Source organism: Inquilinus limosus (assembly GCF_002195995.1).
Lineage (GTDB): Bacteria > Pseudomonadota > Alphaproteobacteria > DSM-16000 > Inquilinaceae > Inquilinus > Inquilinus limosus_C.
The window spans coordinates 1-25533 of record NZ_NHON01000011.1 but is presented as its reverse complement, the minus strand read 5'-3'; the positions used below and the strand labels follow the sequence as shown (position 1 = coordinate 25533).

General features: G+C 67.6%; 25 protein-coding genes and 1 tRNA gene. 10 read left to right on the top strand and 16 right to left on the bottom strand.

The window, feature by feature from the left end; all coding sequences use genetic code 11:
• Positions 1 to 2 precede the first annotated feature (2 nt).
• Together BWR60_RS07920 and BWR60_RS07915 are read right to left on the bottom strand one after the other, a co-directional pair.
• On the bottom strand, positions 3 to 1181 hold the full coding sequence (locus BWR60_RS07920; RefSeq protein ID WP_088150469.1) for an efflux RND transporter periplasmic adaptor subunit: 1179 nt from the start codon (positions 1179 to 1181) through the stop codon (positions 3 to 5).
• 170 nt (positions 1182 to 1351) lie between these two features.
• Entirely contained in the window at positions 1352 to 2209 is an 858-nt protein-coding gene (locus BWR60_RS07915; RefSeq protein ID WP_088150468.1) for a hypothetical protein, read from the bottom strand.
• Between the two features lie 114 nt (positions 2210 to 2323).
• On the opposite strand from BWR60_RS07915, the gene BWR60_RS07910 reads away from it, so the two are divergent.
• The 7 genes from BWR60_RS07910 to aguA all read left to right on the top strand — a co-directional run bounded on the left by BWR60_RS07910 (position 2324) and on the right by aguA (position 10575).
• A complete protein-coding gene (locus tag BWR60_RS07910; RefSeq protein ID WP_218823394.1) occupies positions 2324 to 3181 on the top strand; it encodes a phosphodiester glycosidase family protein in 858 nt (285 codons plus the stop codon).
• A 220-nt stretch (positions 3182 to 3401) separates the two neighbouring features.
• Entirely contained in the window at positions 3402 to 4787 is a 1386-nt protein-coding gene (locus BWR60_RS07905; protein ID WP_088150467.1) for an aspartate aminotransferase family protein, read from the top strand.
• Positions 4788 to 5024: 237 nt separating this feature from the next.
• Complete coding sequence (locus tag BWR60_RS07900; protein ID WP_343216386.1) at positions 5025 to 6110, top strand: polyamine ABC transporter substrate-binding protein; 1086 nt, start codon at positions 5025 to 5027, stop codon at positions 6108 to 6110.
• Positions 6111 to 6181: 71 nt separating this feature from the next.
• Positions 6182 to 7333 carry an ABC transporter ATP-binding protein gene (locus BWR60_RS07895; RefSeq protein ID WP_088150465.1) on the top strand — a complete coding sequence of 384 codons (1152 nt, stop codon included), beginning with the start codon at positions 6182 to 6184 and terminating at the stop codon, positions 7331 to 7333.
• A complete protein-coding gene (locus tag BWR60_RS07890; RefSeq protein WP_088150464.1) occupies positions 7330 to 8298 on the top strand; it encodes an ABC transporter permease subunit in 969 nt (322 codons plus the stop codon). The genes BWR60_RS07895 and BWR60_RS07890 overlap by 4 nt, the downstream gene beginning before the upstream one ends.
• A complete protein-coding gene (locus tag BWR60_RS07885) occupies positions 8295 to 9131 on the top strand; it encodes an ABC transporter permease subunit (RefSeq protein ID WP_088150463.1) in 837 nt (278 codons plus the stop codon). Before BWR60_RS07890 ends, BWR60_RS07885 begins: the two co-directional genes overlap by 4 nt.
• 424 nt (positions 9132 to 9555) lie before the next feature.
• Positions 9556 to 10575, top strand: coding sequence for an agmatine deiminase (gene aguA / locus BWR60_RS07880; RefSeq protein WP_088150462.1), 1020 nt, complete (start codon positions 9556 to 9558; stop codon positions 10573 to 10575).
• A gap of 128 nt (positions 10576 to 10703) precedes the next feature.
• Here the strand turns inward: aguA and BWR60_RS07875 are convergent, their stop codons facing one another.
• The 14 genes from BWR60_RS07875 to BWR60_RS07815 form a co-directional block, all read right to left on the bottom strand.
• Positions 10704 to 11123, bottom strand: coding sequence for a DoxX family protein (locus BWR60_RS07875; protein ID WP_088150461.1), 420 nt, complete (start codon positions 11121 to 11123; stop codon positions 10704 to 10706).
• A 184-nt stretch (positions 11124 to 11307) separates the two neighbouring features.
• Complete coding sequence (locus tag BWR60_RS07870; protein ID WP_088150460.1) at positions 11308 to 11922, bottom strand: NAD(P)-dependent oxidoreductase; 615 nt, start codon at positions 11920 to 11922, stop codon at positions 11308 to 11310.
• A 259-nt stretch (positions 11923 to 12181) separates the two neighbouring features.
• On the bottom strand, positions 12182 to 12742 hold the full coding sequence (locus BWR60_RS07865) for a YcbK family protein (protein ID WP_088150459.1): 561 nt from the start codon (positions 12740 to 12742) through the stop codon (positions 12182 to 12184).
• The gene (locus tag BWR60_RS07860; protein WP_088150458.1) at positions 12732 to 13367 is read right to left on the bottom strand and encodes an ATP-dependent Clp protease proteolytic subunit; all 636 of its coding nucleotides are present in this window, start codon (positions 13365 to 13367) and stop codon (positions 12732 to 12734) included. The genes BWR60_RS07865 and BWR60_RS07860 overlap by 11 nt, the downstream gene beginning before the upstream one ends.
• A gap of 101 nt (positions 13368 to 13468) precedes the next feature.
• Positions 13469 to 13561, bottom strand: coding sequence for an MFS transporter small subunit (locus tag BWR60_RS38960; protein ID WP_429913018.1), 93 nt, complete (start codon positions 13559 to 13561; stop codon positions 13469 to 13471).
• 12 nt (positions 13562 to 13573) lie between these two features.
• Complete coding sequence (locus BWR60_RS07855; RefSeq protein ID WP_088150457.1) at positions 13574 to 14944, bottom strand: OFA family MFS transporter; 1371 nt, start codon at positions 14942 to 14944, stop codon at positions 13574 to 13576.
• 252 nt (positions 14945 to 15196) lie between these two features.
• Positions 15197 to 16252, bottom strand: a complete 1056-nt coding sequence (locus BWR60_RS07850) for an extracellular solute-binding protein (RefSeq protein WP_218823393.1) — start codon at positions 16250 to 16252, stop codon at positions 15197 to 15199.
• Positions 16253 to 16336: 84 nt separating this feature from the next.
• Complete coding sequence (locus BWR60_RS07845; protein WP_230982988.1) at positions 16337 to 17332, bottom strand: extracellular solute-binding protein; 996 nt, start codon at positions 17330 to 17332, stop codon at positions 16337 to 16339.
• 66 nt (positions 17333 to 17398) lie between these two features.
• Positions 17399 to 18175, bottom strand: coding sequence for an ABC transporter permease (locus BWR60_RS07840; RefSeq protein WP_088150454.1), 777 nt, complete (start codon positions 18173 to 18175; stop codon positions 17399 to 17401).
• Positions 18172 to 19062, bottom strand: a complete 891-nt coding sequence (locus BWR60_RS07835) for an ABC transporter permease (RefSeq protein WP_088150453.1) — start codon at positions 19060 to 19062, stop codon at positions 18172 to 18174. The genes BWR60_RS07840 and BWR60_RS07835 overlap by 4 nt, the downstream gene beginning before the upstream one ends.
• Positions 19063 to 19070: 8 nt before the next feature.
• Positions 19071 to 20099 (bottom strand): ABC transporter ATP-binding protein, encoded by a 1029-nt coding sequence (locus BWR60_RS07830; RefSeq protein WP_088150452.1) that lies wholly within the window; start codon positions 20097 to 20099, stop codon positions 19071 to 19073.
• A gap of 388 nt (positions 20100 to 20487) precedes the next feature.
• Positions 20488 to 21900 (bottom strand): type I glutamate--ammonia ligase, encoded by a 1413-nt coding sequence (glnA, locus tag BWR60_RS07825; protein WP_088150451.1) that lies wholly within the window; start codon positions 21898 to 21900, stop codon positions 20488 to 20490.
• Positions 21901 to 21976: 76 nt separating this feature from the next.
• Positions 21977 to 22315 carry a P-II family nitrogen regulator gene (locus BWR60_RS07820; RefSeq protein WP_034832554.1) on the bottom strand — a complete coding sequence of 113 codons (339 nt, stop codon included), beginning with the start codon at positions 22313 to 22315 and terminating at the stop codon, positions 21977 to 21979.
• Positions 22316 to 22485: 170 nt separating this feature from the next.
• Positions 22486 to 23652 carry a pyridoxal phosphate-dependent aminotransferase gene (locus tag BWR60_RS07815; protein WP_088150450.1) on the bottom strand — a complete coding sequence of 389 codons (1167 nt, stop codon included), beginning with the start codon at positions 23650 to 23652 and terminating at the stop codon, positions 22486 to 22488.
• Positions 23653 to 23801: 149 nt separating this feature from the next.
• Between BWR60_RS07815 and BWR60_RS07810 the strand changes: the two genes are divergently transcribed.
• From BWR60_RS07810 to BWR60_RS07800, 3 genes are all read left to right on the top strand, one after another.
• Positions 23802 to 23877: transfer RNA gene (locus BWR60_RS07810), tRNA-His, on the top strand.
• Positions 23878 to 23934: 57 nt separating this feature from the next.
• Positions 23935 to 24720 carry an HpcH/HpaI aldolase family protein gene (locus BWR60_RS07805; RefSeq protein WP_179221675.1) on the top strand — a complete coding sequence of 262 codons (786 nt, stop codon included), beginning with the start codon at positions 23935 to 23937 and terminating at the stop codon, positions 24718 to 24720.
• Positions 24720 to 25533: NAD(P)H-hydrate epimerase (locus BWR60_RS07800; protein ID WP_088150448.1), on the top strand; the 814-nt coding region annotated here is incomplete at its 3' end. The genes BWR60_RS07805 and BWR60_RS07800, both read left to right, overlap by 1 nt.

Below are 25533 nucleotides of genomic sequence, written 5' to 3'. Positions count from 1 at the left end.
GGTCAGTTGACCATCGCCGTGGCGGCAGGGGCGATCTCGCCCGGCTGCGGCACCACCGTCTGGCCGGCGCGGGCGCGCAGCAGGCCGTTGATCACCACCCGGTCCTCGGCCTTGAGCCCGCTCTCGACCACGCGGAGCCCACCCAGCAGACGGGCGCCGAGGCGCACGGGCGTGGCGCGCAGCGTGTCGTCGTCATTCACCGTCAGCACGATGCGGCTGGCCTGGTCGGTCAGCAGCGCCGTCTCCGGCACCAGCAGGGCGTCGCGCTCGCCGGAGGAGGCGAGGCGCAGCCGGCCGAACTGACCCGGGGTGATGAACAGGTCGGCATTGGCCAGCACCGCACGGGCGCGAATGGTGCCGGCGCCACTCTCCAGCCGGTTGTCGACGAAGCTCATCATGCCCTGGTAGGGCCAGCCCTCGTCGTCCTGCAGCCGGGCCTCGATCGGCACGTCGCGGTCGCGGATCGGCCGCAGCGCGCCCGACTTCACCGCCCGCTCATAGGCGACGAAGTCGCGCTCGCTGATGTCGAAGATGAAGTAGATCGGGTCGAGCGCCACCACGGTGGTCAGCAGCGTGCCGGCGTCCGAGACCAGGCTGCCGGCATCGACCCGCCGGTTCGACACGCGGCCGCTGATCGGTGCCTTGATCTCGGTGAAGTCCAGGTCCAGCTGCGCCCGGGTCAGCCCGGCCTGGGCGAGCTCGAAGGCGGCGTCGGCCGCCTGTTTCTGCTGCCGGCGCTGGTCGAGGGTGGAGCGGGAGACAGCGGAGGTGCCGGCCAGCTGCTCGGCCCGGCGCAGCTCCAGATCGGCCAGGTCGCGCTGCGCCCGGGCGCTGGCCAGCTGTGCCTGCGCCTCGGCCACCGCGGCCTGGTAGGGGCGGGGGTCGATGGTGAACAGGGTCTGGCCGGCCTGGACGATCTGGCCGTCCTCGAAGCCGATCGCCTGCAGGTAGCCGGAGACGCGGGCGCGGATCTCGACGCTCGCGGTCGGCTCGAACCGCCCGGCATATTCCCGCTGGTCGACCACCCGTCGGACCAGCGGCGGCGCGACGATCACGCTGGGGGCCGGCCGCGCCGCCTGGGCCGGCGTCGCAGCGGTGCCCCGCGATGCCTGCCATGCCAGCCCGCCGGCCAGGGCCAGCGCCACGACTCCCGCCACCGTCCGAATCACCGGGCGTCCCATGCCTGCACTCCCTATGGCCTGGGCGCAGGGTGCGGGGCGCTTGTCTCAGAACTGTGTCGCGGCGAGACCGGGATTGTCGCGAATTGTCTCAGCGTTGCTGCGTTGCACAATTCGATACGGAACGGGCCGGGTGAGGGTTCATCCGGCCCATTCGAACGCTCAGCCGGGGCTCAGTTGCAGAAGTTCGGCTGGTACTGATAGACCCATTGGGTCTTGGTGGTCGGGTTGGTCGACACCCACGAGCTCATGCCGCGGATGGTGTCGAACATCAGCTTGGAGCGCTGGTCGACCTTGTCGGTGAAGTCGCCGTCCTTGTCCTCGACCTTGAACGACACCTCGGCGCTGGCGACGGTGGACGACCCGTTAGCATACCACAGGGTCAGGTCGAACTCGGCATCCTGCTGGCCCAGGTCGCTCTCCGGCCCGTCATAGGTGCGCTCGGTGATCGACAGGTTGCCGACGAGGCTCAGCGCCTCCTGCTTCGGCAGGTTCAGCGACTTGGTCGGCGGGAACAGGTCGACCACGTCGTCGAGGATGTTCAGGTTCTTCGTGGCCGACAGCGGCTCGGTGGTCGAGTGGGAATAGACCCATTTGAACGGCGGGGTGATGTCCGCCTCCAGCTTGGTCTCGGCATCGTCATCGCTGCCGCTGACATCGGTGTTGACGGCGGTCGATTGGCTGTCGGACCGGAACTTCAGGTTGATCTCGCGATCGGTGCCCTCGACCCGCTCGCGGAAGCTGTAGCCGAGAGTGTTCAGCCGACAGGTGCCCGGCGAATCGTAGTAGCGGACGGTGCGGACCTTGTTGACCGCGAAGCTGCCGTCGACAGTGCGGTCGAAGCCGGCGGCGGTCAGCCTGGTCCGCAGCTCGGACAGGAAGCTGTTGGCGGTGGCGACCGGCTGCGCCTGGAACTTTGCCGGATCGAGCAGGACCTTGTATTCCTTGCCCGTCAGCGGGTCGGCGGCCTGCGCGGTCCCCGCGGCGGCCACCACGAAGCCGATCAGCCCGAGGCGAAGCCATGTCATCATTTGGTGCGAATCCCCCTGCATGAATGATGCGAATGCGCGGCAGGCTAGGCGGTCTGTATGAAGCTGATGTGTCAACGGCCCCATGATCGACGTCATAGGACGAGACTTTTCTCCTTGCTGGCTTTGCTGCTGACCGCCGCCTGCGGCGCGTCCGTGAGCACGCCGCGGCCGGCGGAGGAGGCCGCCCGGCCGGCCGCGCCGGCCCTGCTGCCGTCCGCCGCGGCGCCGCTGACGCCGGGGCCGGGATCCTCGTCCTTCACCGGGCCGGACAGCCGGGCGGCCGCCGAGCCATGCCGGGCGGTGTCCTTCGAGGCGTCCGACTACACGGTCTGCGAGTTCGACCTGCGCCGCTACCGGGTCGGGCTGTTCTGGCAGGACCGCGACGGCCGGCCCTACGGCTCGCTCTACGCCTTCAAGCGGGCGATGGCCGCGGCGGGGGACCCGCCGGTGGTGTCGATGAACGCCGGCATGTATCACGAGGACCTGTCGCCGGTCGGGCTCTTCGTCTCCGGCGGCCGGCAGCTCAACCCGGCCAATGAAGGGGACGGCGACGGCAACTTCTTCATGAAGCCGAACGGCGTCTTCTATGTCGATGGCGAGAGCGCCGGGATCCTGGAGACCGAAACCTATCTGCGCCGGGCCCCGGCCGCCGGGATTGCCACCCAGTCCGGTCCATTGCTGGTGATCGACGGCGCGCTGCACCCGCTGTTCAGCGACGACGGCCCGTCGCGCAAGATCCGCAACGGTGTCGGCATCAAGGACGACCACACCGTGGTCTTCGCCATCTCGCGGGACGGGGTCAGCTTCGGCAGCTTCGCCCGGCTGTTCCGCGACGCGCTGGGCTGCCGCAACGCGCTGTATCTCGACGGCTCGATCTCGGCCTTGTCGGCGCCGGGCGGGCTGTCCGTCGGCTGGGGCATCCGGGTCGGCCCGATCCTCGCCGCCTTCGACCGTGCGGCGCCGGTCAGCTAGGTGGCCCCGAGTCGTTCGGCTAGTGACGGCGCGCGCGGGCGGCGATATGCTGGTCGGATCATGACACGGCCACGGCCCTATCGCAGTCGTCGATCGCGCAAGCAGGAGCTGATGCTGCTGTGCGCCCGGATCGGCTACAACCCGCCGCGCGCCTGACCGAGGGGCCGCCGCAGCCGCGGCCCGGTTTCCGTTTTTTTCCGGATTCACGCGAGGTCGCGTCATGAACAGCTTTGCCGCCAGCCGCACCACCGCCGAGTGGAAGGCGCTGGACACCGCCCATCACCTGCACCCCTTCACCGATTACAAGTCGCTGGCCAGCGAAGGGGGCAGCCGCATCATCACCCGCGCCGAGGGCGTCTGGCTGTGGGATTCCGAAGGCCGCCAGCTGATCGACGGCATGGCCGGCCTGTGGTGCGTCAATGTCGGCTATGGCCGGAAGGAACTGGCCGACGTCGCCCATGAGCAGATGCTCGAGCTGCCCTTCTACAACACCTTCTTCAAGACCACGACGCCGGCCGCGGCCGAGCTGTCGGCCAAGCTGGCGGAGATCACGCCCGACGGGCTGAACCACGTCTTCTACGCCAACAGCGGGTCGGAGGCGAACGACACCATCGTCCGCATGGTCCGGCACTACTGGGACCTGAAGGGCAAGCACCGCAAGAAGGTGATCATCGGCCGCAACTACGGCTATCACGGCTCGACCATGGTCGCGGTCTCGCTGTGCGGCATGGGGGCGATGCACCGCCAGGCCGACCTGCCGTTCCCCGGCTTCCACCACGTCATGGCGCCCTACTGGTACGATTACGGCGGCGACCTGGACCCGGAGGCCTTCGGCAAGCTCGCCGCCAAGGCGATCGAGGACCGGATCAAGGAGCTGGGCGCCGACAGCGTCGCGGCGGTGATCGCCGAGCCGATCCAGGGCGCCGGCGGCGTCATCATCCCGCCCGCCAGCTACTTCCCGGAGGTGCAGCGGATCTGCCGCCAGTACGACGTGCTGCTGATCGCCGACGAGGTGATCTGCGGCTTCGGCCGCACCGGCGAATGGTTCGGCTCCGACCTGTTCGGCATCCAGCCGGACCTGATGACCCTGGCCAAGGGCATCACCTCGGGCTACCTGCCCCTGTCCGCCGTCATGGTCGGCGACCGGGTGGCCAGGACGCTGATCGACGAGGGCGGCGAGTTCTATCACGGCTTCACCTACTCGGGCCACCCGGTGGCCTGCGCCGTGGCGCTGGCCAACATCCGGATCATGGAGCGGGAAGGGCTGGTCGATCGCACCCGGACCGATATCGGCCCGTATTTCCAGGATCGGCTGCGCGAGGCCTTCGCCGACCATCCGATCGTCGGCGAGGTCCGCGGCGTCGGCCTGATCGCGGCGATCGAGCTGGTGCAGGACAAGGCCACGCGCCAGCGCTTCCCCAATTACGGGGCGGTCGGCACCCAGTGCCGCAACCACTGCTTCGCCAACGACCTGGTGATGCGCGGGGTGCGCGACGCCATGGTGCTGTCGCCGCCGCTAGTGATCTCGCGCGACGAGGTCGACGAACTGGTGCGACGGGCCAAGGTCGCGATCGACGCCACGGCGCGGGACGTCGGCAAGATGTGAGGGCAGGGGCGGCCGCGATGGGGCCGCCCTTTTCCGTTCAGGGGGACGGGCAGGACGGGGTTGCAAATGTCATGAACGCAGGGCACAGGGAGGACGGTTCGAGCCCGTTTTGTGCACTGCGCTGTCGCCGCGATTGACAGTTTTCCCAGCGGCGCGTTGCAATGAATCAGAAGGGGAACCGGCTCGACGGGTCTCGAACAGATCACAGACAGGGAACGGGTTAACATGAAGCGTCTCGTGCAAAGCCTTCTCGCGACCGCCGCGCTGTGTGCCGTGGCGGCGCCGGCCCTGGCCCAGGAGAAGGTCGTCAACATCTACAACTGGTCGGACTATATCGGCGAGACCACCCTGGCCGACTTCACCAAGGCCACCGGCATCAAGACCGTCTACGACACCTACGACAACAACGAGGTGCTGGAGGCCAAGCTGCTGGCCGGCAACTCCGGCTACGACATCGTGGTGCCGACGGCACAGCCCTTCCTGTCGCGCCAGATCAAGGCCGGGGTCTATCTCGAGCTCGACAAGTCGAAGATCCCGAACTGGAAGAATCTCGACCCGGCCCTGCTGAAGCAGGCCGAGGGCGCCGATCCCGGCAACAAATACGCCGCCATCTACCAGTGGGGCACGGTCGGCATCGGCTACAATGTCGACCAGGTGAAGAAGCGCCTCGGCGACGTGCCGCTCGACAGCTTCGACCTGGTGTTCAACCCCGAGAACGCCAAGAAGCTGGCCGATTGCGGCATCACCACGCTGGACAGCCCGACCGACATCATCCCGGTGGTGCTGAACTACCTGAAGCTCGACCCGAACAGCCAGAAGCCCGAAGACCTCAAGGCCGCCGAAGAGGCGATCATGAAGTTCCGGCCGTATCTGAAGTATCTGAGCTCCTCGCAGTACATCAACGACCTAGCCGGCGGCAACATCTGCGTCGCGATCGGCTGGTCGGGCGACGTCAGCATCGCCAAGGCCCGGGCCGAGGAGGCCAAGAACGGCGTCAACATCGACTATATCATCCCCAAGGAATCGACCCTGGTGTGGTTCGACATGATCGGCATTCCCAAGGACGCGCCGCATCCCGAGGAGGCCTATGCCTATATCAACTTCCTCCTTCAGCCGAAGGTGATGGCCGGCATCGACGATTTCGTCGGCTACGGCAATGCGGTGACGGGCGCGCGCGAGTTGATGAACCCCGACATCGCCAACGACCCGCGCGTCTTCCCGCCCGAGGACGTGATGAAGAAGCTGTTCGCGATCACCGAAGCGTCGCCCAGCTATGAACGGCTGCGGACGCGGACCTGGACGCGGATCCGCACCGGCCAGTAAACAGCGCGGCCGCCGCATCCCAACCGGATGCGGCGGCCGTTCCACTTGGGGGACAGGGGCCGGAGACGGGGATGGGCCAAGCCAAGCCGAAGCAGCAGACCGCGCCGCAGCTGTGGCGCGACCCGGACGCGAAGCCATACGTCCGGATCGAGAAGGTGACCAAGAAGTTCGGCGACTTCACCGCCGTCGACGATGTCAGCCTGTCGATCTATCGCGGTGAGTTCTTCGCCCTGCTGGGCGGGTCGGGTTGCGGCAAGACCACGCTGCTGCGGATGATGGCGGGGTTCGAGCGGCCGACCGAAGGCAAGATCTTCATCGACGGCGTCGACATGACCGCCGTGCCGCCCTATGAGCGGCCGGTCAACATGATGTTCCAGAGCTACGCGCTATTCCCGCATATGACGGTGGAGCAGAACGTGGCCTTCGGCCTGCGCCAGGACCGGGTGCCGTCGGCCGAGATCAAGACCCGCGTCGCCGAGGTGCTGGAACTGGTCCAGCTCGGCCGCTTCTCCAAGCGCAAGCCGCACCAGCTGTCGGGCGGCCAGCGCCAGCGCGTCGCCCTGGCCCGCAGCCTGGTCAAGCGTCCGAAGATCCTGCTGCTGGACGAGCCGCTGGGCGCGCTGGACAAGAAGCTGCGCGAGCAGACCCAGTTCGAGCTGGTCAACATCCAGGAGAAGGTCGGCATCACCTTCGTGGTCGTGACCCACGACCAGGAGGAGGCGATGACGATGTCCAGCCGGATCGCGGTGATGAACTCCGGCTACATCTCGCAGCTCGGCACGCCGGCCGAGATCTACGAATACCCGCAATCGAAGTTCGTGGCCGACTTCATCGGCTCGGTGAACCTGTTCGAGGGCCGCGTGGCCGAGGACCATCCGGAGCATGTCATCATCGACAGCCCCGAGGCCGGCTGCCAGCTCCACATCAGCCACGGCCTGCCGGTGCCGGTCGGGACCCAGGTCTGGGTCGCGGTGCGGCCGGAGAAGATCGTGATCTCGAAGGCGGACGGCGATGCCGGCGGCGCCACCAACAGCACGGTCGGCGTGGTCAAGGAGATCGCCTATCTCGGCAACCTGTCGATCTATCTGATCGCGTTGCCGAACGGGAAGACGGTGCGGGTGACGGCGCCGAACGTGTCGCGCCTGACCGAGATGCCGATCACCTGGGAGGACGAGGTGCGGCTGTCCTGGCAGCCCTTCGCCGGCGTGGTGCTGACGCAATGACCGCGGTGACGGCGAGCGACGCGGCGGAGGGCGCAGGCGCGCGGGTCGCGGCGGGGCCGTCGATCCTGCGGCGGCTGGGCGGAAGGCTCGGCCGCAGCCTGGTGATCGCGCTGCCCTATGTCTGGCTGTTCCTGTTCTTCCTGATCCCCTTCGTCATCGTCCTGAAGATCGCCTTCGCCGACAAGATCATCGGCCAGCCGCCCTATACGCCGCTGCTCAGCTGGATCGACGACGCCCATCTCGGCATCTCGCTCGCCATCGGCAATTTCCAGTTCCTGCTCGACGATCCGCTCTACGTCAGCGCCTATCTCAGCTCGATCAAGATCGCGGCGATCTCGACGGTGCTGAGCCTGCTGATCGGCTATCCGATGGCCTACGCCATCGCCCGGTCCAGCCAGCAATGGCGGGTGCCGCTGCTGATGCTGGTGATCCTGCCGTTCTGGACCTCGTTCCTGATCCGGGTCTATGCCTGGATCGGCATCCTCCAGCAGCAGGGGCTGCTCAACAACCTGCTGCTCTGGCTCGGCATCATCGACCAGCCGCTGGAGATCCTGCACACCGACATCGCCGTCTATATCGGCATCGTCTACTCCTATCTGCCGTTCATGATCCTGCCGCTCTACGCGACGCTGGAGAAGCTCGACGGATCGCTGCTCGAGGCGGCGGAGGATCTGGGCTGCCGGCCGTGGAAGGCGTTCCTGCTGATCACCCTGCCGCTGTCCATGCCGGGCATCATCGCCGGGTCGCTGCTGGTGTTCATCCCGGCGGTCGGCGAATACGTGATCCCGGAGCTGCTGGGCGGCATCGACACGCTGATGATCGGCAAGGTGCTGTCGAATGAGTTCTTCCAGAACACCGACTGGCCGGTGGCCTCGGCGGTGGCGATCGTGCTGCTGCTGGTGCTGGTGATCCCGATCATGGTCTTCCAGTACGTCCAGGCGAAGCAGCAGGAGGCGGAGCGATGAGGCGGCCCTGGTTCCTGTTCACCTGCCTGGTGTTCGGCTACGCCTTCCTCTACGTGCCGATCATCCTGCTGATGTTCTATTCCTTCAACGAGAGCCGGCTGGTCACGATCTGGGGCGGCTTCTCGACCAAATGGTACGGCACGCTGCTGGAGAACCAGCAGATGCTGGACGCGGCGCGGCGGTCGCTGGAGATCGCGGCGATCTCCGCCACCGTCGCCTGCGTGCTGGGCACCGTGGCCGGGCTGGTGCTGGCCCGGTTCGGCCGGTTCCGCGGCCGCACCCTGTTCTCCGGCATGGTGACGGCGCCGCTGGTGATGCCGGAGGTGATCACCGGCCTGTCGATGCTGCTGCTGTTCGTGGCGATGGAGCAGCTGTTTGGCTTCCCGCAGGGCCGCGGCATGCTGACCATCACCATCGCCCACATCACCTTCTGCCTGGCCTATGTCGCGGTGATCGTGCAGTCGCGGCTGGTCAGCCTCGACGAGTCGATCGAGGAGGCGGCGATGGATCTCGGCGCCCGGCCGCTGACCGTGTTCTTCTGGATCACCTTGCCGATCATCTCGCCGGCGGTGGTCGCCGGCTGGCTGCTGGCCTTCACCCTGTCGCTGGACACGCTGGTGATCACCAGCTTCGTCTCCGGCCCCGGGTCGACCACCCTGCCGGTCTACATCTTCTCCAAGGTGAAGCTGGGGGTGACGCCGGAGATCAATGCGCTGGCCACCATCATCGTCGTCATCGTCACCACCGGCGTGGTGATCGCCGGCGGGCTCCTGGTGCGGCACGAGAAGAAGCGGCGGCGGGACGAGCAGCTGGCCTTCGCCGCAGGAAGCTGAGGCCGGACCGCAGCGGAACGGCGTTTTCTTGCCCGATCATGGTGTCGCCGCGCAGGACTCTGAGTCATGCGTGGCGCGCAGGTGACCCTCGGCGTTTGCCCCTGGAGCAAAAATCGGGCCTGTCGACTATATCTACGGCGTTCGAGAACAATTCATGAGCTTCTCATGTCGTTTCTGTCGATCTTTGGAACCATTCGTCTGGCGCCGTTCGGCCGCCGTTTGACGAAGGGGGAAAAGACGATCTCTCAGCGCCGCATTTGATTGCCGCACTGTCATCAATGTCCTTCGGGACGATCGGTTTCACGGGCCCGGCCGCAAGGTCGGGCCCGTTCCATTTCCGGGGGACGCACACAGCGCTCTTTCATCCGGACGCGGCGGAGGCTAGCCTCTGGCTCTTGAGCGAGAACTGCTTCGGAACGCCATTGTGACCGTCCCCGCCTCCCTCGGCTACGTCATGCCCGCGGAATGGGAGCCCCACAGCCGCTGCTGGATGGCCTGGCCGTGCCGGGATGAGGTCTGGGGCGAGCATATGGACGCCGCCCGCACCGCCTATGCCGACGTCGCCCGCGCCATCGCCGATTTCGAGCCGGTGACCCTGGTCTGCAACCCGGCCGATGTGGCCGAGGCGTCGCTGACCCTGGGCAACGGCACCGCGATCGACGTGGTGTCGATGGAGATCGACGACAGCTGGCTGCGCGATTCCGGGCCGACCTTCCTGCTCGACCGCAACGGCCATCTGGCCGGCGCGCATTGGCGCTTCAACGCCTGGGGCCAGAAGTACCAGCCCTACAGCCGCGATGCGGTGGTGGCGAAGCAGATCCTGAAGCATGTCGGCGCCCGGCGCTTCCGCGCGCCCTTCGTGCTGGAGGGCGGTGCCGTCCATGTCGATGGCGAGGGCACGGTGCTGACCACCGAGCAGTGCCTGCTGAACCCGAACCGCAACCCGGACCTCACCAAGGCCCAGGTCGAGCAGAATCTGCGCGACTGGTTGGGCGTCTCCACCGTGATCTGGCTGCCGGAGGGGATCGAGGACGACGAGACCGACGGCCATGTCGACGAGATCGCCTGCTTCGTCCGGCCGGGCGTGGTGCTGGCGTTGTCGACCGACGACAAGAGCGACGGCAATTTCGACGTGCTGCAGACCAATCTCGACATCCTGCGTTCGGCCAAGGACGCCAAGGGCCGGCCGCTGCAGGTGATCGAGGTGCCGCAGCCGGCGCGGCAGGAGCACAACGGCAAGCGGCTGAGCCTGTCCTACGTCAATTTCTACATCGCCAATGGCGGCATCGTGATGCCGGCCTTCGACGTGGCGGAGGACGAGCGCGCCTTCCGCATCATCCGCGACGCCTTCCCGAACCGCCGCGTCGTGCAGGTCCATGCCCGCGACATCTTCCTGGGCGGCGGCGGCATCCACTGCATCACGCAGCAGCAGCCGTCTCCCTGACCGCGGGTCGCGTAGAGGCCGTCATTGCGAGGAGGCGAAAGCCGACGAAGCAATCCAGGGGCCACGCCAAGCGGCCCCGGATTGCTTCCCCCGGCTCAAGGCCGGGGTCGCAATGACGGTGTAGGAGATCAGGCCGTTGCCAGGCGCGGGTTGCGTACGGCGTCCAGGCTCCAGGCCCCGCCGCCGGCCGCGGCGAAGTACAGGAAGACGAAGCTGTACAGCGCAGCCAGCTCGCCCTGGTTCAGGATCGGGAAGAAGCCCTGCGGCGCGTGCGCCATGAAATAGGCCACGGCCATCTCGCCGGACAGCAGGAAGGCCACCGGGCGGGTGAACAGGCCGATCAGCAGCAGCACGCTGCCGACGATCTCCATCACCCCGGCCAGGCCGACCAGCGAGAACAGCTGCAGCCCGTCGAAATAGGCGACATGCGGGAAGCCGAACAGCTTGGCCAGGCCGTGCTGCAGGAAGAACAGGGCGGTGGCGATGCGCAGGATGCTGAGCACCCGGGGCGCCCAGGTGTGGTCGAGCTGGTCGCTCAGGTCGGCCATGATCGTCTCCGGATCAAGTGGGAGGAGGGGTTGCCGCGGGACTTGCGCCCGCTGCGCCGGGCCCGGTTGGGCGTCTTCCCGGGCCCGGTGGTGGCGTTGCGATTGAGTTGCTTTTGCGATTTGCGGTCAAGCCGCTGATCGCACAACAATTCGTCGCGCCGCGGACAACAATGGGCCAGCGGCCTCAGTAGCCGACAGTGAAGCGCTTGCGGTTGTGCGCCGGCTTTTCCAGCTCGTCGATCAGGGCGACGGCGTAGTCCTCCTGGCTGATCCGGCTCTGCCCGTCCGCGCCGATCAGCAACTGGTCGCCGCCGAGGCGGAACTTGCCGGTGCGCTCGCCCGGCGCGATCACCGCGGAGGGCGACAGGAAGGTCCAGTCCAGGCCGGCCTCGCCGCGCAGCAGGTTCAGGTAGTCGCGGCCCCTCGACGCCTCCTCCTTGTACAGCGCCGGGAAGTCCGGCGTGTCGACCAGTTGCACGCTCGGCGCCACCTCCAGGCTGCCGGCGCCGCCGACGACCAGGTAGCGCTTGACGCCCGACGCCTTGACCGCCCGCAGCAGCAAGGCAGGGTCGGAGGCGGTGTAGTGCACCGAGCTGATCACCGCGTCATGCCCGGCCAGCAGCCTGGCCAGGCCGTCGGCGTCGAACACGTCGCCGCGCACCGCGGTCAGGGCCGGGTGCCGCGGCAGCTTCTCCGGGTTGCGGACGATGCCGGTGACCTGGTGGCCGCGGCTCAGCGCCTCGGCCAGGATCTTCGAGCCGACATTGCCGCTGGCGCCGATCAGGGCGAGCTTCGCCATAGGAATTCTCCGAACTTGGTTACGAAAAGATACCGACCGCAAGTTCGGGAGTCCGGCCCCGTCCCGCAAGAAGGGTTCTGAAAGTAACCGAGGGAGCGCGGGATGACTGGCAGCGAACCGAGGCCGCTTCGAAATGCGCTGGCGTGAGCCGGCTGGCGGTGGTTTCGAGAACCGGAGCGCAGCGCACGTTTGTGCGTGAGCACCGGAAGCGGAGAAACCGCCGTCAGACGGCTCACGCCAGTAGCATTTCCAAGCGGCCTCAGAACCGCTTGTACCAGACGCGCTTGGGCCCGGTGTCGAGATGCACGAAGTCGGAGCGCCAATAGAGGCCGAGGCCGCCGCTGGCGACCGCCTGGGCGTGGTTCGCCAGGAACACCATGCCGTAGCCCTGCACCGACAGGTCCACCGCCTTGCCCTGCATGTGCAGGCTGTTGCGGGCGGCGCCCTCGGGGCGCAGCTTTTCGTTGGTCTCGGGGGTGCGATAGCCGGAATGCAGGTTGATCGTCACCCGCCGGCCCTTGGCCACCTGATAGCGCCGGGCCATCAGCCACAGCAGGTCGAACACGCCCGGGTCCATCGTCGTCGCCACGTCGACATGATGGTCGCGCAGCAGCCAGTTCAGCCGCTTCGTGGCGTCGTCAGCGAGCACGCCGTCGACGGCATAGACGTCGTCGAAGCGCTCATCGGTGTGCGGGTTGTAGAGCTTGAGGCGCCGCTCGCCCGGCTGGTCGACAGCGGGGGCGGCCGCGGCGCAGAAAGGAAGGGCGGCGAGCCCCAGCAGGGCCCGCCSCCGCGACAGCTGACTTGCGTCAGCCGGCATCCTTGATGGTTTCGATGATCTTGCCGACGAGGCCGTAATCCTTCGCCTCTTCGGCCGACATCCAGTAGTTGCGGTCGGTGTCGCGCTCGACCTTCTCGATCGGCTGGCCGGTCTCGCGGGCGATGATCTCGTTCAGCCGGCGGCGCATCTTGATGATCTCGCGCGCCTCGATGTCGATATCGACCGCCCGGCCGCCGGCGCCGCCGGACGGCTGGTGCAGCAGGAACCGGGTGTTCGGCAGCGAGAGGCGGTTTTCCTTCTTCGCCGCCAGGTAGATATGGGCGCCGGCGCTGGCCACCCAGCCGGTGCCGATCACCTTCACCGGCGCGCCGATGAAGCGGATCATGTCGTGGATGGTGTCGCCGGCCTCGACATGGCCGCCCGGCGAGTTGATCACCAGCCGGATCGGCTTCTTCTCGTCGTCGGCGGCGAGCGCCAGCAGCTGCGCGCTGATCCCCTGCGCCAGCTTCATGGAGATTTCACCGAACAGCAGCACCGTCCGGTTCTTGAAGAGGATGTTGCCGATCTGCGGGCCGAGCTCCTCCTTCTTCTCCTTTTCGGGGCGCTCTTCCTCTTCTTCCTCTTCCTCGTCGTCGAGACGCGGCGGGAACGGGCGGTCGACCATGGGGGATCCTGTTCACTCGAGAAATCTGTCTGACCTGCAACAGGTAGCGTGCCGGACCCCGGTTCGCAACCGGGGCCTTGCCCGAAGCCCGGCGAAGCGGGTCAGTGGAACAGCTTGGCCGCGTTGTTCAGGGTCATGGTGACGCCATAGGCCAGCGGGATGCCGACCACCAGCCAGTAGACGAGAACGCGCATCCTCGGGCCTCCTTATTCCGCCGGGGCCGGCGCCGGGCCGGTCTCGGGGCGATGGTGGTGGCGGGCGTCGACCGGCCGCACCAGGGCGTTGCAGATGAAGCCGATCACCAGCAGGCCGGCCATGATGTACATCGTCTCGGAATAGGCGGCCGAGGGCGGGATGCCGCGGCTCTTCTGATAGGCACTGATGTAGTTGACCAGCACCGGGCCGAGGATGCCGGCGGCGGACCAGGCGGTCAGCAGCCGCCCGTGGATGGCGCCGACATGCATGGTGCCGAACATGTCGCGCAGATAGGCCGGGATGGTGGCGAAGCCGCCGCCATACATGCTGAGGATCACGGCATAGCAGGCGACGAACAGCCCGACGCTGCCGATCTGCCCGGCCCAGGGCACCGTGGCGTAGAGCGCGATGCCGAGGACGAAGTAGATCGCATAGGTGCCCTTGCGGCCGATCACGTCGGAGGCTGAGGACCACAGGAAGCGGCCGGCCATGTTGAACAGGCTGAGCAGCCCGACGAAGCCGGCGGCGGCGATCGGCGTGATCACGCCCGGGAACATCTCCTGGCTCATCACCGAGGCCTGGCCCAGCACGCCGATGCCGGCCGTGACGTTGAGGCACAGCACGGCCCAGAGCAGCCAGAACTGCGACGTGCGGAAGGCGACGTCGACATGCACGTCGGCGCGGCTGACCATCTTCTTGGTCTGGGCGGGCGGGACGTAGCCGGCCGGCTTCCAATCGGCGGACGGCACGCGGACGATCAGCATGCCGAACATCATCACGACGAAGTAGATCAGCCCCATCGCCACGAAGGTCTGGGCGACGCCGTTCGAGGTCGGGGAGGAGAAGGCGGCCATCAGCTCGACCGCCAGCGGCGATCCGATCAGCGCGCCGCCGCCGAAGCCCATGATGGCCAGGCCCGTGGCCATGCCCGGCCGGTCCGGGAACCATTTGATCAGGGTCGAGACCGGCGAGATGTAGCCGATGCCGAGGCCGATGCCGCCGATCACGCCGTAGCCGAGATAGACCAGCCACAGCATGTGGGTCTGGATGCCCAGCGCCGCGACCAGGAAGCCGCCGCCGAAGCAGCAGGCCGACAGGAACATGGCGCGCCGCGGCCCGCCGGCCTCGACCCAGCGGCCGCCGAAGGCGGCGGACAGGCCGAGGAAGACGATGGCGAGCGAGAAGATCCAGCCCAGCTCGGGCAGGGTCCAGTCGCCCGGGGCCGGGGCGGTGATGCCGATCGCCTTGGTCAGCGGTCCGTTGAAGACGCTGAACGCATAGGCCTGGCCGATGCACAGATGGATGGAAAGGGCCGCGGGCGGCACCAGCCAGCGATTGTAGCCGGCCGGGGCGATGGTCCGCTCCCGGGCAAAGAAACCCATGGTCCGCTCCTGCAACTCCGTGTCGTTTCCTTCGGGGATGTGTTCCGCATCTGCAGGCCCGCCCGGCCTCTCCCCGATTCGCAGCGCGGTTGGGTGGACGATAGGATGTTATGTGACAGGCGTCATCCGGAACGGCGTTACAGACCTAACGTCATTCGCAGCAGTTCGACCAAAGGATGAGGATCCGGCCTTCGAAACCAAACCGCCCCGCGCAGGGCGGGGCGGTCGTGGTGTGAAACCGGGACGTCCGGATCAGGATTTCAGCCGGGTCCACACCCGGTCGCGCAGGTCGACCGCGGCGGGCGAGCAATTCTGGTTCGGGTTCAGCCGGCTCAGCATCTCCTGCGGCGTGTTGACCGCCGGATCGTCGCGCAGCTTCGGGTCCATGAACTCCGGCGACCCCTTGATGGCGTTGTTGTAGCCGGTGAAGTTGGTGGCGATGGCGATGTTCTCGGGCTTCATCATCCAGTCGATGAAGATCTTGGCGTTCTCGACGTTCTTCGCCCCGACCGGCACGGCGAAATTGTCGTTCCAGAAGTTGATGCCTTCCTTCGGATAGACATAGGTCACCGTCGGCCGCCCCTCCTTGGTCCGGTGCGCGGCGCCGTTCCACTGCATGTGGGCCGCGACCTCACCGGCGATCATGCGCTCGATCGTGCCGTCGGAGTTGTAGAGGGAGACGCCCGGCTTCTGCGCCTCCAGCAGCTTGAAGATCTTGCCGGCGTCCTCGCTGCTCTCGGTGCAGTAGTTGATGCCGAGATACATCGCCGCGGCCTTATAGACCTCGACCGGGTCGTTCATCATGCCGAGCTTGCCCTTGAACGGGCCGTCGGGGTTGAAGATCGACCACCAGCTGTCGTCGACCTTGCCGCCTTCGACCTTGGCGGTGTCGTAGCTGAAGCCGGTGGTGCCCCACATGTACGGCGCGGAGTATTTCCGCTCCGGGTCGTACCAGGGCTTGTCGTGCGGCGCGCCGACATTCTTGAAGTCGGCCATCTGGCCGGCGTCGATCTCCTGCAGCAGGTTCTGCTTGATCATCATGGCGAGCATGTAGTCGGACGGCACCACCACGTCGTATCCGGCGGCGCCGGCCTGCAGCTTGGCCAGCAGGGTCTCGTTCGAATCATAGACGTCGAGCGTGACCTTGATCCCGGTCTCGGCCTCGAACTTCTTCAAGAGCTCCGGCGGGTAGTAGTTCGACCAGTTGTAGAAATAGAGCTCGCCGCCGGCCGCCTGCGCGGCCGACGCCGCCGTCAGCGCCCCGATGGCGGCCATGGCGGCGAGCAGAAGCTGTCTTGCGGATCCCATCTCAAACCTCTCCTGGTGTCGTCGGGTTGTGGTGTCGCGCCCGGCCTCCACCGACGTTCGGGGCCCAGGCATGGCCCGGCCGCCTCAGGATTTCAGGCGGGTCCAGACCCGGTCGCGCAGCTCGACCGAAGCGGGGGAGCAGTTCTTGGCCGGCCGCAGCCGGCTGGCGTAGTCCGGCGGCATGTTGATCGCCGGATCCTCGCTCAGCGCCTTGTCCATGAACGCCTCGGAGCCCTTGATGGCGTTCATGTAGGTGGTGAAGTTGCTGGCTGCGGCGATGTTCTCCGGCTTCAGCATCCAGGCGATGAAGGTCTTGGCGTTCTCCGGGTTCTTGGCGGCCTTCGGCACCACCAAATTGTCGGCCCAGAGGCTCATGCCCTCCTTCGGATAGACGAAGACCACGCTCGGCCGCTGCTTCTTGGTGCGATGGGCGGCGCCGTTCCACTGCATGTGGGCCACGACCTCGCCCGCGCCCATGCGCTCGACCGACCCGTCGGAGTTGTAGAGCGAGACGGCCGGCTTCTGCGCCGCCAGCAGCTTGTAGATCTTGCCGGCGTCCTCGCTGCTCTCGGTGCAGCGGTCGATGCCCAGATAGTAGGCGGCGGCGTTGAAGACCTCGACCGAGTCGTTCATCATCGCCAGGCTGCCCTTGAACGGGCCGTCCGGGTTGAAGATCGACCACCAGCTGTCATCCACCGGGCCCTGCACCTTGGCGCTGTCGTAGCTGAAGCCGGTGGTGCCCCACATATAGGGCGCGGAATACTTCCGCTCCGGGTCGTACCAGGGCTTGTCGTGCGGGGCCATGACGGCGCCGAAGCCGGGCATGGAAGCCGCGTCGATCTCCTGCAGCAGGCCCTGCTTGACCATGATGTCGACCATGTAGTCGGACGGCACCACCACGTCGTAGCTGGCGCCGCCGGCCTGCAGCTTGGCCAGCAGGGTCTCGTTCGAATCATAGACGTCGAGCGTGACCTTGATCCCGGTCTCGGCCTCGAACTTCTTCAGGAGGTCGGGCGGGGTGTAGTTGGTCCAGTTGAACAGGAACAGGTCGCCGGCCGCCCAGGCGGCGGGGGCGGCCAACAGGGCCGCGGCGGCGAGCGCGGCGGCCAGACAGGTGCGTCGGTTCCGAATTTCAAGCCTCCCTGGTTAGCTCCGCGCCCGTCCCACCACCCAGGACAGGGCGACGAAGACGATCGAGATCAGCAGCATCAGCGCGGAGATGGCGTTGACCTCCGGCGTCACCCCGATGCGGATCATGCCGTAGATGTAGATCGGCAGGGTCGTCGCCCCGGCGCCGGAGACGAAGAAGGTGATGACGAAGTCGTCGAGCGAGATGATGAAGGCCAGCATCAGCCCGGACAGGATGCCGGGCCACAGCAAGGGCAGCGTCACTCGGCGGAAGGCCCGCCACGGGGTGGCGTAGAGGTCGGACGCGGCCTCGCCCAGGCTGGCATCCATCCCCTCCAGCCGCGCCCGGATCGGCAGATAGGCGAAGGGGATGCAGAACACGATATGGGCCAGGATGATGGTGAACAGGCCCAGCGGCAGGCTGACGGCGGTGAAGAACAGCAGCGTCGCCACCGCCGTCACCACCTCCGGCACCACCAAAGGCAGGGCGATCAGGGCGCTGACCGCGGTCTGGCCGCGGAAGCGCCGCCGCGCCATGCCGATCGCGGCCGGGATCGCCATGACCGTGGCGGCCACCGACGAGACCAGGGCGACGATCAGCGAGTTCTTGGCCGAGCGCAGGATGTCCGGATTGCCCAGGACGACGCCGAACCAGCGGGTGCTGAACCCCTCCCAGATCGTGGCCGAGCTGCCGGCGTTGAAGGCCAGCACCAGCAGCACCACGATCGGGATGTAGAGATAGGCGAAGAACGCCCAGGACACGGCGCGGACGCCGGGGAAGCTGCGCAGGCTCATTTCGCCACCTGCGGCGCGCGGCGGAAGCGCAGCAGGTACAGCATCATCGCCAGCAGCACCACCGCCAGCAGGGCGAAGGACAGCGCCGCCCCGAACGGCCAGTTGCGCGACGAGCCGAACTGGTTCTGGATCAGGTTGCCGATCATCATCGACTTCGACCCGCCCAAGAGGTCCGGCGTCACATAGGCGCCGAGGCAGGGAATGAAGACCAGGATGGCGCCGGCGGCGATGCCCGGCATGGCCAGCGGGATGACGACCCGGCGCAGCGCCCGCCATTTGTCGGCGCCCAGGTCGTAGGCGGCCTCGACCAGCCGGAAATCCAGCTTCTCCAGGCTCGAATAGATCGGCAGCACCATGAAGGGCAGGAAGGAGTAGGTGAGGCCGATGGCGATCGCCGTCTCGGTGTACATCAGGTTCAGCGACCCGGTGGTCAGCCCCAGGCTGTGCAACGCCGAATCGATCAGCCCGCCGGAGCGCAGCATCAAGATCCAGGCGTAGTTGCGCACCAAGAGGTTGGTCCAGAACGGGATGGTGACCAGGAAGATCAGCAGGTTGCGCCGCGGCGGCGGCTGCATCGCCATGTGCAGCGCGGTCGGGAAGCCGATCAGCACGCACAGCACGGTGGTCAGCAGCGACAGCCAGACCGAGCGCAGCAGGATCTGGGCATAGGCCGGGTTCCAGATCAGGCTGTCGTCGAAGTCGCGCTCATAGAGGAAGCGGAGATAGGCCTCGGTCGAGAAGGTGTTCCATTGCACCCCGCCGAACTGGCCGCGCTCGGCGACCGAGACCACCGCCATGATCGCCAGCGGGACGATGAAGAAGATCAGGATGAAGCCGACCGGGACGCCGATCAGGCCCAGGGTCTTGAGCGAGTTGCCGCGCGCCATCGCCGCCCTCAATCGGCCAAAGCGTGGCCGGCGCCGGCCGGCACGCCGACGCCCACCATCTCGCCGGGCTGGAAGCTCTGCTGCGCCCCGGTGCGGTTCTGCAGCCGGGCGGTGACCAGCGGCCCGCCATCGGCCAGGCGGATGTGATAGGTCGTGTCGGTGCCGACATAGACCACCGTCTCCACCGTCCCGGCCAGGCTGCCGGGTCCGGGCTCGGCGGTCAGCAGGATCCGCTCCGGCCGCACCGCCAGCGTGGCCCCGTCGGCGCCGCCGAGGCGGGCGGCGAGGGGGCCATCGAAGAAGTTGGTCTCGCCGATGAAATGGGCGACGAAGCGCCGGGTCGGGCGGTCATAGATGTCGCGCGGGCCGCCGATCTGCAGGATCTCGCCCTGGCTCATCACCGCGATCCGGTCCGACATCGTCAGCGCCTCCTCCTGGTCGTGGGTGACGAAGATGAAGGTGATGCCGGTCTCGGTCTGCAGCCGCTTCAGCTCGATCTGCATCTCCTTGCGCAGCTTGAGGTCCAGGGCCGACAGCGGCTCGTCCAGCAGCAGCACTTGCGGCTCGCTGGCCAAAGCGCGGGCCAGGGCGACGCGCTGCTGCTGGCCGCCGGACAGCTGCGCCGGCTTGCGGGTCTCCATCCCGCCCAGCTTGACCAGGGCGATCATCTCGGCGACGCGGGCATCGGCCCGGGCGCGCTCGACGCCCTTCATCTCCAGGCCGAAGCGGATGTTCTCGCGCACCGTCATGTGCGGGAACAGGGCATAGCTCTGGAACACCGTATTCACCGGCCGCTTGTGCGGCGGCAGCCCCTCGATCGGCTTGCCGTGCAGCAGGATGTGGCCGCTGGTCGGCTCCTCGAATCCGGCGATCATGCGCAAGAGCGTGGTCTTGCCGCAGCCAGACGGGCCGAGCAGGGTGAAGAACTCATTGTCCCGGATCTGGACCGATACGCCGTTCAGGGCCCGGACCGCGCCGCTCTGGTCGCTGCCGAACACCTTGGTGACATCGACAACGTCGATTGCCGTCCCTGTCAATTTGGCCTCGTTTCTTGTTTCGGCAGGACGCGAGGCCTCGGGGCGGACCGTCGGGGACCCCTGGCGGCACCGCGCCTGGCCGGCCGGGATCCTGAGGATCACCCGCTTCCGGCCGCTGCGCTGCTGGTAACGATATCAGCAGGTGGCGCGGGCAACCGCAAGCCTCTCCCGCCTGCCATCCGCGCAAGAAAAAACCCCGCCGTGGGCAGGCGGGGTTTTCATGGGTCGGGATCGCCCTAGTCAGGCCCAGCCTTCCGGCCCCAACTGTCATTGCCGGGCTTGACCCGGCAATCCAGGGGCCACAGAGAGCGGCTCTTGCCGCCCTGGATGCCCGGGTCAAGCCCGGGCATGACAAGGAAGGGAAGCGGGGTGTCCGGACGAAGTTCGATCAGACCGAGTAGTACATCTGGAACTCGATCGGGTGCGGGGTGTGCTCGAAGGCGTACACCTCTTCCCACTTCAGCTCGAGATAGGCCTCGATCATGTCCTTGGTGAACACGTCGCCCTTCAGCAGGAAGGCGTGGTCGGCCTCGAGCGCCAGCAGCGCCTCGCGTAGCGAGCCGCAGACGGTCGGGACGTTTTTCAGCTCCTCCGGCGGCAGGTCGTACAGGTTCTTGTCCATCGCCTCGCCCGGATGGATCTTGTTCTGGATGCCGTCCAGGCCGGCCATCAGCATGGCCGAGAAGGCGAGGTAGGGGTTGGCGGTCGGGTCCGGGAACCGCACCTCGACGCGCTTGCCCTTCGGCGAGGAGACGTAGGGGATGCGGCAGGAGGCCGAGCGGTTGCGGGCCGAATAGGCCAGCAGCACCGGCGCCTCGAAGCCCGGGATCAGCCGCTTGTAGCTGTTGGTCGACGGGTTGGTCAGGGCGTTCAGCGCCTTGGCGTGCTTGATGATGCCGCCGATGTAGTACAGCGCGGTGTCCGACAGGTCGGCATAGCCCGAGCCGGCGAAGGTCGGCTTGCCTTCCTTCCAGATCGACTGGTGGACATGCATGCCCGAGCCGTTGTCACCCTTGACCGGCTTCGGCATGAAGGTCGCGCTCTTGCCGTAGGCGTCGGCGACGTTGTGCACGACGTACTTGAACGCCTGCAGCGCGTCGGCGCTCTTGATCAGGGTCTCGAACTTGATGCCCAGCTCATGCTGCGAGGCGGCCACCTCGTGGTGGTGCTTCTCGACCGTCACGCCCATCTCGGCGAGGGTGGTCAGCATCTCGGCGCGCAGGTCGTGCGCGGCGTCCAGCGGCGGCACCGGGAAGTAGCCGCCCTTCGGCTGCACGCGGTGGCCGCGGTTGCCGTCCGGATAGACCTTGCCGCTGTTCTCCGACGCGTCCTCGCTGTCCAGGTAGTAGAAGGCCGAAGTGGTGTTCTGCTGGTAGCGGACGTCGTCGAAGATGAAGAACTCGGCCTCGGGGCCGAAATAGGCGGTGTCGCCGATGCCGAGCGACGCCATGTAGCGCTCCGCCGACTTGGCGATCGAGCGCGGGTCGCGGCTGTAGGGCTGGCCGGTGGCCGGCTCCAGGATGTCGCAGGTGATGTTCAGCTGCGCCTGGGCGGCGAAGGGGTCCATGACCGCGGTGTCGACATCCGGCATCAGGATCATGTCGGACTCGTTGATCGCCTTCCAGCCGGCGATCGACGACCCGTCGAACATGACGCCGTCGGTCAGCATGTCCTCGTCCACCGTCGAGACGTGCTGGCTGACGTGATGCACCTTCCCGCGGAAGTCGGTGAAGCGGAAATCGACGTATTTGACGTCGTTCTCTTTGATCAGATCGAGGACCTTGGTCACACCGTCGGCCATGATTCTTTCTTCCTGTGTTCGGACTGTGTTTGCGTTTCTTGAGAGGCGTTCTTGGGCGGCTGGTACGGGCCGGCGCTCAGATGGCGTCGGCGCCCTTCTCACCGGTGCGGATGCGGATGACCTCCTCCACCGGGGTGACGAAGATCTTGCCGTCGCCGATCCGGCCGGTCTGGGCGGCCTGCTGGATCGCCTCGATCGCACGCTCGACCAGGGCGTCCTCCATGACCACCTCGACCTTCACCTTGGGCAGGAAGTCGACCACGTACTCCGCGCCGCGATACAGCTCGGTGTGGCCCTTCTGGCGGCCGAAGCCCTTGGCCTCGGTGACGGTGATGCCCTTGATCCCGACCTCGTGAAGGGCCTCCTTCACCTCGTCGAGCTTGAACGGCTTGATGATGGCTTCGACTTTCTTCATGGGTTCGGAACCGTTCCCTTGGATCGTTTGCGCGCCACCGCCGGGTGCGGAACGCTCTCGCCGACACTGTGAAGCAAGCCCCGTGCCAGTCGCCGACTCCTGGCCGGCGACCGGGGTTGAACAGGGGCGTGCTTAGAATTTAGGCATAGTGCTGCTTCTTTGGGCTTCGATCAAGCCAGGGCGCCTGCCATGCGGTCGATCGCCTGGCGGATGGCGTCGACGCTGTTGGCATAGGACAGGCGCAGGAAGCCCTCGCCCATGGCGCCGAAGCTGGTGCCGGCGATGGTGGCGACGCCGCATTCCTCCAGCAGCCTGGTCTGCAGCGCCTTGGCCGTCATCCCGGTGCCGGTGATGTTGGGGAAGGCGTAGAAGGCGCCGCCCGGCTCGACGCAGCGCACGCCGGGCAGCCGGTTCAGCGCGTCGACCACGACGCGGCGGCGCTCGGCGAAGGCGGCGCACATGGTGTCGACCGCGTCCTGCGGCCCCTGCAGCGCGGCGATGCCGGCATATTGGGCGGAGGCATTGACGCAGGAATGGGCGTTGACGGCCAGCCGGGTCGCGCCCTCGCGCAGCGCCTTCGGCCAGACGCTCCAGCCCAGCCGCCAGCCGGTCATGGCATAGGTCTTCGACCAGCCGTCCAGCAGGATCACCCGGTCGCGCAAGGCGGGGTAGGAGAGGAAGCAGCTGTGCTCGGCCCCATCATAGAGGATGCGGCTGTAGATCTCGTCGCTCAGCACCGCCACATGCGGGTGCCGCTCCAGCCCGGCGGCCAGGCGGTCCAGCTCGGCCTTCGGCACCAGGCCGCCGGTCGGGTTGGCCGGGCTGTTGATGATCAAGAGGCGGGTGCGCGGCGTGATCTGGGCCAGCACCTCCTCGGCCGAGAAGGCGAAGCCGTTCTCCTCGCGCAGCCGCACCGGCACCGGCGTGGCCCCGGTGAAGCGGATCGCGGATTCGTAGATCGGGAAGCCGGGATTGGGGTACAGGATCTCGGCCCCCGGCTCGCCGAACATCAGGATGGCGAACCACATGGTGACCTTGCCGCCGGGCATGATCACCACGTCGTCCGGGTCGACCGTGACGCCGCGCCGCGCCTCCAAATCGTCGGCCACGGCCCGGCGCAGCGCCGGGATGCCGCCGGCCGGGGTGTAGCCGTGATGGCCGTCGCGCAGCGCCTTGGCCCCGGCCTCGACGATGTGGTCGGGAGTGCGGAAATCGGGCTGGCCGATGCCGAGATTGATGATGTCGCGGCCCTGCGCCGCCAGCGCCTGGGCCCGTGCCAGTACGTCGAACGCGGTCTCGGTGCCGAGATTGGCCATGGCGGCCGACTGGATGAGCATCTGCCTAACCCTGCTGAGTTGTGTCGCAGCGGACTATGGCGCCCCAAAGGAGCCCGGTCATGCCTTGAAGCGCCTTCGACAGGCGGGATTGCGTCTAGCGCTTGACGCCGCCACGGCGATGCCTCATATCACCCGCCGCAAATGCTGTGGCGGCCGTAGCTCAGTTGGTAGAGCCCTCGGTTGTGGTCCGAGTTGTCGTGGGTTCGAGTCCCATCGGTCGCCCCATTTCCCCTTCCGCCATCATCTGATACGCCTGTCTCCACCGCATCGGAGGAGGCTGCCTTGTATCGACCGAACGCCGCGAAACGGAAGCTGCGGGCGGGTGAGCCCGTCTATGGCTGCTGGCAGGGCATCGGCCATTCGCTGATCTCCGAGCTGCTGGGCCTCGCCGGCTACGACATCGTGCTGCTGGATCATGAGCACGGGCCGGCCTCGGTCGCCGACGCGGTGCCGTGCCTGCAGGCCCTGGCCGGCACCCCGGCCACCGGCATCGTCCGCATGCCCTGGAACGACCCGGTCTATGTCAAGCGCATCCTCGACATCGGGGCCGAGGGCGTGATGGTGCCGCAGGTCGGCTCGAAGGCCGAGGCGGAGGCCGCGGTGGCCGCCTGCCGCTACCCGCCGGCCGGCATCCGGGGCGTCGCCTACGGCATCGCCCGCGGCGCCGATTTCGGCCTGGCGCCGGACTATCAGCAGACCATCTCCGACAATCTGCTGATCCTGTGCCAGATCGAGACCCGGCAGGGGGTGGAAGCGATTCCCGACATCGCCGCGGTCGACGGCGTCGACGGGCTGTTCATCGGCCCCTGGGACCTGTCCGGCAGCCTCGGCAAGCTCGGCCGCTTCGACGACCCGGAGGTGCGCGACACGATTCGCCGGGCCGAGCGCGCCATCATCGACAGCGGCAAATGGCTCGGCTCGCTGCCCTCGCTCGGCCGGTCGTCCGCCGAGATGGTGAAGGATGGCTGCCGCATCGTCATCGGCCCGGCCGAGATCACGCTGCTGCGCGACGCCGCCCGCGCCGATCTCGCCGCCTTCAAGGAGGTGGTCGGGAAGCCCGGGCGGTGATGCTCTCGGACCTCGCTTTGCTGACCGCGGCGGAGATGGGCGAGGCCGACCGCCGCACCATCGCCGGCGGCACGCCCGGCATCGTGCTGATGGAGCGGGCGGGGGCGGCGGTGGCGCGGGCGATCCGCGCCCGCTGGTCGCCGCGCCCGGTCGCGGTGCTGTGCGGCCCCGGCAACAATGGCGGCGACGGCTGGGTGATCGCCCGGCTGCTGGCGGGGCAGGGCTGGCCGGTGCGGCTGGCCTCGCTGGTCCCGGCCAAGGTGCTGAAGGGCGATGCCGCCGAGGCGGCGGCACTGTGGAAGGGCAAGGTGGAGGGCGCCGATCCCGCGGTGCTGGACGGCGCCGGGCTGGTGGTCGACGCGCTGTTCGGCGCCGGGCTGAACCGGGCGCCGGAGGGCAGGGCCGCGGCGCTGATCGAGGCGGTCGCGCGCTCCGGCCTGCCGGTCGTGGCCGTCGACGTGCCCAGCGGCCTGTTCGGCGATGACGGCTCGGCCCCCGGCCGGGTGGCGCCGGCGGCCCTGACCGTCACCTTCTTCCGGCGCAAGCCGGGTCATCTCCTGCTGCCCGGCCGCACCCTCTGCGGCGAGACCCGCGTCGCCGACATCGGCATCGAGGCCGCCGCGCTGGAGGCGATCGGGCCGCGGCTGCACGAGAACGGACCGGCACTGTGGCGCGCCGCCCTGCCGCATGCGGCGGCGACCCAGCACAAATACGACCGCGGCCATCCGCTGATCCTGGCCGGCGGCAGCCTGACCGGCGCGGCCCGGCTGGCGGCGCGGGCGGCCCGGCGGACCGGGGCCGGGCTGCTGACCG

What these genes read in the sequence shown, in the direction of transcription:
- BWR60_RS38960 (WP_429913018.1), bottom strand. Translation starts at nt 13,561, where the DNA reads ATGCGCGTTCTCGTCTACTGGCTGGTGGTCGGCATCCCGCTGGCCTAT.
- BWR60_RS07905 (WP_088150467.1), top strand. Translation starts at nt 3,402, where the DNA reads ATGAACAGCTTTGCCGCCAGCCGCACCACCGCCGAGTGGAAGGCGCTG.
- BWR60_RS07860 (WP_088150458.1), bottom strand. Translation starts at nt 13,367, where the DNA reads ATGGTCGACCGCCCGTTCCCGCCGCGTCTCGACGACGAGGAAGAGGAA.
- BWR60_RS07885 (WP_088150463.1), top strand. Translation starts at nt 8,295, where the DNA reads ATGAGGCGGCCCTGGTTCCTGTTCACCTGCCTGGTGTTCGGCTACGCC.
- BWR60_RS07840 (WP_088150454.1), bottom strand. Translation starts at nt 18,175, where the DNA reads ATGAGCCTGCGCAGCTTCCCCGGCGTCCGCGCCGTGTCCTGGGCGTTC.
- glnA (WP_088150451.1), bottom strand. Translation starts at nt 21,900, where the DNA reads ATGGCCGACGGTGTGACCAAGGTCCTCGATCTGATCAAAGAGAACGAC.
- BWR60_RS07850 (WP_218823393.1), bottom strand. Translation starts at nt 16,252, where the DNA reads ATGGGATCCGCAAGACAGCTTCTGCTCGCCGCCATGGCCGCCATCGGG.
- BWR60_RS07895 (WP_088150465.1), top strand. Translation starts at nt 6,182, where the DNA reads ATGGGCCAAGCCAAGCCGAAGCAGCAGACCGCGCCGCAGCTGTGGCGC.
- BWR60_RS07890 (WP_088150464.1), top strand. Translation starts at nt 7,330, where the DNA reads ATGACCGCGGTGACGGCGAGCGACGCGGCGGAGGGCGCAGGCGCGCGG.
- BWR60_RS07835 (WP_088150453.1), bottom strand. Translation starts at nt 19,062, where the DNA reads ATGGCGCGCGGCAACTCGCTCAAGACCCTGGGCCTGATCGGCGTCCCG.
- BWR60_RS07815 (WP_088150450.1), bottom strand. Translation starts at nt 23,652, where the DNA reads ATGCTCATCCAGTCGGCCGCCATGGCCAATCTCGGCACCGAGACCGCG.
- BWR60_RS07875 (WP_088150461.1), bottom strand. Translation starts at nt 11,123, where the DNA reads ATGGCCGACCTGAGCGACCAGCTCGACCACACCTGGGCGCCCCGGGTG.
- BWR60_RS07855 (WP_088150457.1), bottom strand. Translation starts at nt 14,944, where the DNA reads ATGGGTTTCTTTGCCCGGGAGCGGACCATCGCCCCGGCCGGCTACAAT.
- BWR60_RS07820 (WP_034832554.1), bottom strand. Translation starts at nt 22,315, where the DNA reads ATGAAGAAAGTCGAAGCCATCATCAAGCCGTTCAAGCTCGACGAGGTG.
- BWR60_RS07915 (WP_088150468.1), bottom strand. Translation starts at nt 2,209, where the DNA reads ATGATGACATGGCTTCGCCTCGGGCTGATCGGCTTCGTGGTGGCCGCC.
- BWR60_RS07920 (WP_088150469.1), bottom strand. Translation starts at nt 1,181, where the DNA reads ATGGGACGCCCGGTGATTCGGACGGTGGCGGGAGTCGTGGCGCTGGCC.
- BWR60_RS07870 (WP_088150460.1), bottom strand. Translation starts at nt 11,922, where the DNA reads ATGGCGAAGCTCGCCCTGATCGGCGCCAGCGGCAATGTCGGCTCGAAG.